Source organism: Photorhabdus sp. S10-54, from assembly GCF_963878145.1.
Lineage (GTDB): Bacteria > Pseudomonadota > Gammaproteobacteria > Enterobacterales > Enterobacteriaceae > Photorhabdus > Photorhabdus kayaii.
Genome location: NZ_CAWNXG010000016.1, coordinates 102,920 through 111,698 on the forward strand (window position 1 = coordinate 102,920; position 8,779 = coordinate 111,698).

Consider the following 8,779-nt stretch of genomic DNA (forward strand, 5'->3'; position numbering starts at 1 on the left):
ACTCGCTCATCCCGGTAACATCTCCCGGGGATTCACTCCTTTGCCGTCGCGATGCATCTTGAAATCCATTGGGTATATATCGAAAGCAATCGTGCGTTAAAATAGCAACAGTTGGAAAGATATGATCAACAACTGCCGAGGTAAGGCTGTTACTACAGTTAAAACAAAGTGAAGAAAAGTTCGAAGAATAGATCATGAAAATTTATAGAGTTTATGAGAAAAACCATGCCATAAAAGTCACTCCAATAAAGTTCTTTCTATGGCACGATCTCACAAGATAGTGAAAACTATTTTTTATATTTCTCAACCAGAGCCAGAGCTATTGATTCAGTTTGTGCATCAGGATTACCACTGATGTCATCTGGCCTGAAATGCATCTGGAATGCACTGATGGTCTTACGGGTATCTTCATCAAGCACACCCGTTTGTGGAATGGTGTAGCCATATTTAGCCAATGTCTTCTGGATTAACTCAACAGAAGCACCATCATGCCATTTTCTGCCAGCCATATATTTTTCAACGGTTGCATCTTCAGGCCATGCACCAATACCTTGCTCTGCCAAATTCTTCCAAGGGAAAAGTTTGCCTGGATCATACTTTCTCAAAGGTGCAATATCACTGTGACCAACGACATTAATAGGTTCAATGCCATAACGTTGAATAATATCTTTCGCCAAACGCGTTAATAGATCGATCTGTTGCTCATTAAACGGATACCACTCTTTCTCAAGTAGCATTTCCGTAAATCCTTTATTAACAATTTCAATGCCAATCGAAGTGTCATTCAAGTCTTTCCGACCATTCCATCCACTAACACCAGCATGCCATGCCCTCTTATCTTCAGGAACCAGTTGTAGAATAACAGGCTTTCCTCTCACATAATTCGGTAACGATGGGATCAAATAATGAGCACTAACACCACCCTGAGTGAGTATACGTAAAGAATCTTTATCATCAACAGCGGTATAATGGAACACCAAAAACCTTACTCTGTCATTTTGACCTTGCGAAGGAAAAGAGCTATCAACTTTATAAGCGCCCCGATCTTCCAGGTTGGAACACCCCGCCAATAGCATAAATAAGCCAACCAATATGATCTTCTTCATCATTTCCCTGTCCCACCTATTAATTGAAAGCAATATAATAACACAAAGAAATCAAATGAATACAAAATAAAATTTATGTTTTACATGATTTTTTCATAAAACTATCGGTTTTGTTCTTGACATAAAGCACAAATGAAGATGCCTTATTCCCATAACTTAGATGGAAATAAGGCAAAAATAACAAATGAAACGTGAAAGGCTATTAGCCGCTATGTTGTTAAATAGTACTAACTATACCCGTCATCTTTCAAGTTGCCTCTTTGTTGGCTGCACTCGCTCACCCCGGTCACATAGTTACCTATGCTCCCGGGGATTCTCTCCCTTGCCGTCGCGATCCATCTTGAAATCCATAGGGTATATACTTTGTTCTAGCATTTCACTTGTGACCAGCCGCTTGGTTCGATTTAGCAAGATTTGCCGTTTCTTCCCAAATACCGACTTCGACCTTTTTCTGAATTTCAGGATACTGATTAATATCAAATGTCGGTAACTTACCGACACGTCTCTGTTGGTTGTAATCTTTTGCGAGTTTAAATGCGACGCCAGAAAGCAACAAGATAGCGGTCAGATTGGTAATTGCCATCAATGCCATAGACAAATCAGCCATTTTCCAAACTAAAGGCAATTCAGCCAACGCACCAAACATTACCATACCCAACGCCGCCAGACGTAAGATCATCAAGCCCGCAGTATGATTACGTTCAAGGAATACGATATTGCTTTCAGCATAAGCATAATTCGCAATGATTGATGTGAATGCGAAAAAGAAGATAGCCAGTGCAATAAATTCAGATCCCCAATCACCGACAGCGGAAGACAATGCCCGCTGAGTCAATTCTATTCCACTTATTCCTGAAATATTGCCATCAAGCACACCCGATGACAGGATGATAACAGCAGTAGCGCTACAGATAACCAGAGTATCCATAAAAACACCTAGCATTTGCACATAACCCTGAGATGCTGGATGAGGAGGATATGGAGAAGCAGAAGCAGCAGCATTGGGTGCTGACCCCATCCCGGCTTCATTTGAAAACAACCCGCGTTGAACACCTTGTGTCATCGCCTGAGCAACACCATAACCAACGGTTCCTGCAACTGCTTCCTGCAAACCGAATGCGCTTTTGAAAATCAATGCAAACACTTCCGGCATTCGTTCAAAGTTATGCCCGACGACCCAGAACGCCAAAATCAGATAAGCTATCGCCATAAAAGGGACAACTAATTCTGCAACCCGAGCAATAGAGCGCAAGCCACCAAAAATAATGGCCCCGCTAAGAATCACCAAACCGATGCCGACATACAAAGGATCAAAATTAAATGCAAAAGCAGCAGCCTGAACAATGGAATTTGCCTGAACAGCATTAAATACCAGACCAAAAGCAATAATAAGAAATATGGAGAACATAACGCCCATCCAGCGTACTCCAAGCCCCTTTTCCATATAGTAGGCCGGACCACCGCGGTAATTCCCCTTATCGTCTTTTGTCTTGTACAGCTGGGCAAGTGTACTCTCAATAAAAGAGGTTGCCATTCCAATCAGAGCAACCATCCACATCCAAAAAATGGCACCAGGCCCACCAGCCGTTAAGGCGATTGCCACACCAGTAAGGTTACCGGTACCAACCCGTGCAGCTAAGCTGGTACACAGAGCCTGGAATGATGAAATACCCGCACTGTCAGATTTTTTACTGTTTTTCAATACTGAAAACATGTGCCCAAAATGACGAATCTGTATAAAACCTGTGCGTATAGTGAAGTAAATACCAGCCCCAAGAAGAAGATAAATCAATACGGAGCCCCAAAGGATACTGTTAAAAAAGCTAATTAGTTCCGTCAAGATATTTTTCCCCTTAAATTAGTAAACCCAGTCTGACCATAAAATCGTATCCGGCAGAATTCATTGCGCTTAATATGCCTTTATAATTAACAAGTAACACAATGCTGTATAAAAAAACACAGAGATACTGGTCAGAAAAACGCTATGAATGTAACACAAGTTTGAAATTAATGTGTAATGTTTACTGACCTTTTTACATTATCCATCAGATTAAATGAATGTTTGGTGTACTGTTTTTGACTGATAGTTAATAGATATGTCATTCAATCGACTATTGCCCGTCAGTCACTTCATACACTTTTGGCTATGCCTCCTATCAGTGATTCACAACAAGCTGTGACTCACAACAACTGCATATATGAAACCCGTTACTCTAGCCCTCACACAAGTAAAAGAAGTTCTACCAATGAACCGCTTGTTAATTAAATCAACAACCCATTAATATCAAGAAAAAAAATTCAAAAATAAGATATTGTGATTAATTTTGTGAGCAGATTATCAGCTTTAACAAAAAAAACCTCATTAATTTAGAAAATTTCGCATAGTGACATTTATCACATAAAACATTAAAAATCAAAAAGATAAAAAAACTCTCTTATCGGATCACAATGAAATACCAACACGTATACTCAATGTAGAAAATATCATCCCAATAAATAACATAACATGCAAAAAACGAATAAACATCTCAACCTATATCTGACATTTATCTGTAGGCTTCCTCAGTCACAAGAACAAATGATATTTTTCTCTTAGCTATTTGTGTTAAGTTATCATTAACATTAAAAAGTTTTTAACGAATGTTCACTACTTCTTTATTTTATTATAACGAATACATTTCTGCTTATTTATCTATTCTCTGAATATATTCAAATATATATCTAATCGTTCTCATTATTTTATTCTCTATAAGATGATTGTCTAATATTTCCACAAGCGGATTAAAATAAAACAACAATAAAACCGAGATAATAAGATCCTTTTTTATAAAAGATCGAGCAGTACTTTGATTACCTGCCAGATAGGCCAAACCTTTAACAAAATTTGTAGAAAATTTGCTGAATGAGCAACAGAATTCTAAGTAAAATCGGGTACACTGCAAACTAAAATCATTACAATGATATTACCACTTTAAATTTCCCTAAGACCGGATACTACAAGCACAGATGTCTTGGATAAATCACAAAAACGCAAGGCTTAACTTTGACAATTTACCGTGATGGTCAGTTAGAGACAGTTTAACCCAAATCACGCCTATCATTTTGTTACAATAACTCATTGAATACCTATATATCCTATGGATTTCAAGATGCATCGCGACGGCAAGGAAGTAAATCCCCGGGAGCATAGCGAACTATGTGACCGGGGTGAGCGAGTGCAGCCAACAAAGAGGCAACTTGAAAGATAACGGGTATAAACATCAAAATCCTCTCAACACAGTTACATGATAAATCGCCATCTCATTAGACTATAAAAACAACAGGCTTAACCCAACTATACATAGTTAAAACCAACTTTTACTTTACATTATATTAACATTATGTTTTAATTCCATTAAAATATTATTTCATATTAAAACTATATTGTGAAAAATATGAAAAAACTTCTCTCATATGCAACATAAAACTGGATCTTTTATTATCTACTGCTAATATTTTCATTTGTTATCTTTTACAAAAAAAATATGTTTATGAAGTTAATATTGTATAAATATCTCACTTTTATTCTAAATGCATAATTTAAACAATATACGTTGAGGTTATGAATGATGTTAAGAAGAAAAAGGAAGAATCCCACTGATAACAATTTACCTATAAGAGTCTATCGTGGGAGATCTAAATATGAATATCACCCTCCATCAGGAGGTTCAATATCCATTTGTTGTTTAAGTTCACCATTATCTGTCGTTTGGGAGGAATATGAAAAAATTCTTAATAAGGAAAAACAATAACTAAATAATAATATTTCAAATATTATACAGTAAGTACTTTATTTACAGTTATAAAACCAGCGGGAGAACAAACTCCCGTTAGCGGTTTTGCCTAAATACACCAATAATAAAGATTTTTACACGCTATTAAATTAACTATCCAGTTTTAACTTCTCATATCTACTTATCGTTCATCAAACCAAGCTAATCATCCAACTCCTTCTCAAGATAGAAATCTTAAGTCTCCTACTTTGGTTGGCATGAAAACTCTCATCGGATTATTGGAAAAAAATGGCCAAATATTTGCCATAAGTTCGCAATTCTCTACAAATTTAGAAGATTGCGAATTGCACTCGATGAGAACTAGCACGAGCAGCATTTAGCCAATGAGAAGTAGGATCCAATACGGATCCATGATATGCCTCCACGCTGCCTTATATTCAAGCTTTAAACGAGCTTTCGCGCGGTTCTGCACTGCCCCAAAAGTTGATCATCCGAGCAAAGGAATTCAGCATAGCTCAGACCATTTCAGTATGAGCTGGAAAACACCGTAGCAAAAGGCAATGAAAAAGGGAGGAAATAATGGATAGAAGAATGAGTTAGCAGTAACTTGCTTGCAAGAGGTTGCAAGTTACTGGATAACAGCCACCGCCTTAAAAATATATTCTTTGAATAGCAACGCCAGCGCCGCAGCAACAATAAACCATTGAAGTCGATCAAATTTACCTTCAAGTTTATCAAAACGCTTATCTATGGATTCAAAACGCTTATCCATAACATCAAAACGTTTATCAATAGATTCGAAGCGTCTATCTATTAATTCGAATCGCTTATCAATAGATTCAAAGCGTTTATCAATAGATTCAAAGCGTTTATCAAGTGATGCAAAGTTAACCTCGGTCTCACGGCGCAGATTATCCACACTTTCCTGAGTTGCAAGATGTTGCATATTCTGCCCGCGATGTAAGAGAGCATTCAGTACATCACTCGTACTAAACTCTATTTTTTTATCATCTGAGCTACTCATCTTTTACCCCCTCTCCCTATCAGACAGAACGAATATTAACCTCAGTATACACTCTGCCATACATGACTTGCAAAATTTTACGCTTAATAAAACAACAATATATACCCGTCATCTTTCAAGTTGCCTCTTTGTTGGCTGCACTCACTCACCCCGGTCACATAGTTCTCTATGCTCCCGGGGATTCGCTCCCTTGCCGTCGCGATCCATCTTGAAATCCATTGGGTATATACCTTTAAGTACTTGAGATTTTCCAATTAAGGCTATAAAGCATAAAAAGGTAAAAACGACAGATAACCACCTGAAAATAGGATAAAAAAACCAGCTAAAGCTCTATTTAGGAAAAAAAATACATAAAATTGCCTTTATGGCAGTTATACAGAAAGCTCCGTAGTGAAGTGACCCTCTATAGCAGTTAGAAAACCTCACGGAAGCATTAGCTACCGTGAAGTTTTTGCAAGATGATAAGATTACATATGCTGGATAATCGCGTCACCAAATTCGCTACATTTCAGCAACTTAGCACCTTCCATCAGACGTTCGAAATCATAAGTCACAGTCTTCGCGGCAATCGCGCCTTCCATACCTTTAACGATCAGATCTGCGGCTTCTGTCCACCCCATGTGACGCAGCATCATTTCAGCGGAAAGAATCACAGAACCTGGATTCACCTTATCCTGACCGGCATATTTAGGTGCTGTACCATGAGTTGCTTCAAACAGAGCACATTCATCACCGATGTTTGCTCCCGGAGCGATACCAATACCACCAACCTGAGCAGCTAGTGCATCAGAAATATAGTCACCATTCAGGTTCATACAGGCGATAACATCATATTCGGCAGGGCGCAACAGAATCTGTTGTAGAAACGCATCTGCGATAACATCTTTGACAATGATCTCTTTACCGTTTTTCGGATTTTTAATTTTCACCCAAGGACCGCCATCCAACAGTTCACCACCGAACTCTTCACGAGCAAGCTGATAACCCCAGTCTTTGAAAGCACCTTCGGTGAACTTCATAATGTTGCCTTTGTGAACCAGAGTGACAGATTCACGGTCATTATCAATTGCGTATTCGATGGCAGCACGAACTAAGCGTTTAGTACCCTCTTCAGAACAGGGTTTCACACCGATACCACATTGCTGTGGGAAACGGATTTTATTGACGCCCATCTCTTCTTGCAGGAATTTAATCACTTTATCCGCTTCGGCAGACCCCGCTTTCCATTCAATACCGGCGTAAATATCTTCCGCGTTTTCACGGAAAATAACCATATCGGTCAATTCAGGTTGTTTGACCGGGCTTGGCGTTCCCTGGTAATAACGAATAGGACGAAGGCAGACATACAGATCTAATTGCTGGCGCAATGCTACGTTCAGAGAACGAATACCGCCACCAACCGGCGTTGTCAGAGGACCTTTAATGGCGACGCGATATTCACGGATCAGATCCAACGTTTCATCCGGCAACCAAACATCTTTACCGTATACATGAGTCGATTTTTCACCGGTGTAGATTTCCATCCAGGAAATTTTACGCTCACCCTGATAAGCTTTCTGAACCGCTGCATCAACAACTTTCAACATTGCAGGGGTAACATCGACACCAATCCCATCCCCTTCGATATAAGGGATGACCGGGTTATTCGGAACAATCAGTTTACCTTTAGCGTCGACTGTTATTTTTTTACCTTCCGCCGGAATAACTACTTTGCTTTCCATTAACCTCTCCTTTCAAGTAAGCGTAATACCTTGTTAATTTTTTGTAAGGGACGTGTCAATACTACTTGAATATTCTGCGAACGCCAATTGATAGCAGACTAATGTATAATACCCCTTCCATTTTATTCAGTGATCTATGATGACAAATTTCGCTATTAAAAAACACAAACTTAACCGATTCAGCCAAAGAAAAATATCGCATTCTGTCAAAAAACCAACAGTACCTCGTCGAGTGTTGATATTTAACAAACCCTATGATGTTTTACCCCAATTCACTGATGAAATGGGCAGAACAACGTTAAAAGATTTTATCCCGTTCCCTAATGTGTATGCTGCCGGGCGTTTAGATCGTGACAGTGAAGGATTATTAATTCTGACGAATGACGGTAAACTTCAAGCACAGCTAACCCAACCGAATAAAAAAACAGCCAAAGTTTATTATGTGCAAGTTGAAGGCGTTCCAGATGAAATCTCTCTCAATAAGTTACGCAATGGCATCATATTAAAAGATGGGCCTACCCTACCCGCAGGTGTCGAGTTAGTTCATGAACCGACATGGCTCTGGAATCGCCATCCACCGATTCGTGAACGTAAAAATATTCCGGTAAGCTGGTTAAAAATAACACTTTATGAAGGCCGAAATCGTCAAGTGCGCAGAATGACAGCACATATCGGTTTTCCTACACTTCGGCTGATTCGTTCTAGTATGGGAAACTTACAATTAGGCAAGATGAAACCCGGTGAATGGAAGGAGATCAATTTTGTTTAGCCCCCACATCACAGTTGCCTGTGTTGTCCATGCCCAGAATAAATTCCTGGTAGTTGAAGAGACAATTAATGGCAAAGCAGTATGGAATCAACCCGCTGGTCATCTTGAGGCTGGTGAAACATTGTTACAAGCGGCGGAACGCGAATTATGGGAAGAAACCGGTATTCAGGCTAAGCCGCAAGCACTGCTGAAAGTTCATCAGTGGGTTGCACCAGACGGCACCTCCTTTATCCGTTTTCTGTTTCTAGTTGAAATGGAACCGTCATTCCGCACCGTATTTCTGATTTAAAAATAGTGTGATCTTACACAGGTTTTTTGTATTGATGACATCGGTGGGGTTGACGGTAATCGCCAATTTTGATCTATTACTTTTATTTGCCGGAAAG

5 protein-coding genes and 1 pseudogene are annotated in these 8,779 nt (G+C 39.2%); 2 read left to right on the top strand and 4 right to left on the bottom strand.

What is annotated here, in order from left to right; translation table 11 throughout:
* Nucleotides 1-287: 287 nt before the first annotated feature.
* The 4 genes from AACQ83_RS11290 to icd form a co-directional block, all read right to left on the bottom strand.
* Nucleotides 288-1,106, bottom strand: coding sequence for an N-acetylmuramoyl-L-alanine amidase (locus tag AACQ83_RS11290; RefSeq protein WP_112877768.1), 819 nt, complete (start codon nucleotides 1,104-1,106; stop codon nucleotides 288-290).
* Nucleotides 1,107-1,482: 376 nt separating this feature from the next.
* Nucleotides 1,483-2,946, bottom strand: a complete 1,464-nt coding sequence (locus AACQ83_RS11295) for an alanine/glycine:cation symporter family protein (RefSeq protein ID WP_112877753.1) — start codon at nucleotides 2,944-2,946, stop codon at nucleotides 1,483-1,485.
* A 2,561-nt stretch (nucleotides 2,947-5,507) separates the two neighbouring features.
* The gene (locus AACQ83_RS11300; protein WP_112877754.1) at nucleotides 5,508-5,903 is read right to left on the bottom strand and encodes a hypothetical protein; all 396 of its coding nucleotides are present in this window, start codon (nucleotides 5,901-5,903) and stop codon (nucleotides 5,508-5,510) included.
* A 467-nt stretch (nucleotides 5,904-6,370) separates the two neighbouring features.
* The gene (gene icd, locus AACQ83_RS11305) at nucleotides 6,371-7,624 is read right to left on the bottom strand and encodes an NADP-dependent isocitrate dehydrogenase (RefSeq protein ID WP_112877755.1); all 1,254 of its coding nucleotides are present in this window, start codon (nucleotides 7,622-7,624) and stop codon (nucleotides 6,371-6,373) included.
* Between the two features lie 139 nt (nucleotides 7,625-7,763).
* Here icd and rluE point away from each other — a divergent pair, with 139 nt between their 5' ends.
* The gene (rluE, locus tag AACQ83_RS11310) at nucleotides 7,764-8,393 is read left to right on the top strand and encodes a 23S rRNA pseudouridine(2457) synthase RluE (protein ID WP_112877756.1); all 630 of its coding nucleotides are present in this window, start codon (nucleotides 7,764-7,766) and stop codon (nucleotides 8,391-8,393) included.
* Nucleotides 8,386-8,649: pseudogene (locus tag AACQ83_RS11315) on the top strand (NUDIX domain-containing protein); the annotation flags it as partial. The gene rluE and the pseudogene AACQ83_RS11315, both read left to right, overlap by 8 nt.
* Between the last annotated feature and the right edge of the window lie 130 nt (nucleotides 8,650-8,779).

Excerpts from the sequence above, each read along its gene's own strand:
- AACQ83_RS11300 (WP_112877754.1), bottom strand. The coding sequence starts at position 5,903 with ATGAGTAGCTCAGATGATAAAAAAATAGAGTTTAGTACGAGTGATGTA.
- rluE (WP_112877756.1), top strand. The coding sequence starts at position 7,764 with ATGACAAATTTCGCTATTAAAAAACACAAACTTAACCGATTCAGCCAA.
- icd (WP_112877755.1), bottom strand. The coding sequence starts at position 7,624 with ATGGAAAGCAAAGTAGTTATTCCGGCGGAAGGTAAAAAAATAACAGTC.
- AACQ83_RS11290 (WP_112877768.1), bottom strand. The coding sequence starts at position 1,106 with ATGAAGAAGATCATATTGGTTGGCTTATTTATGCTATTGGCGGGGTGT.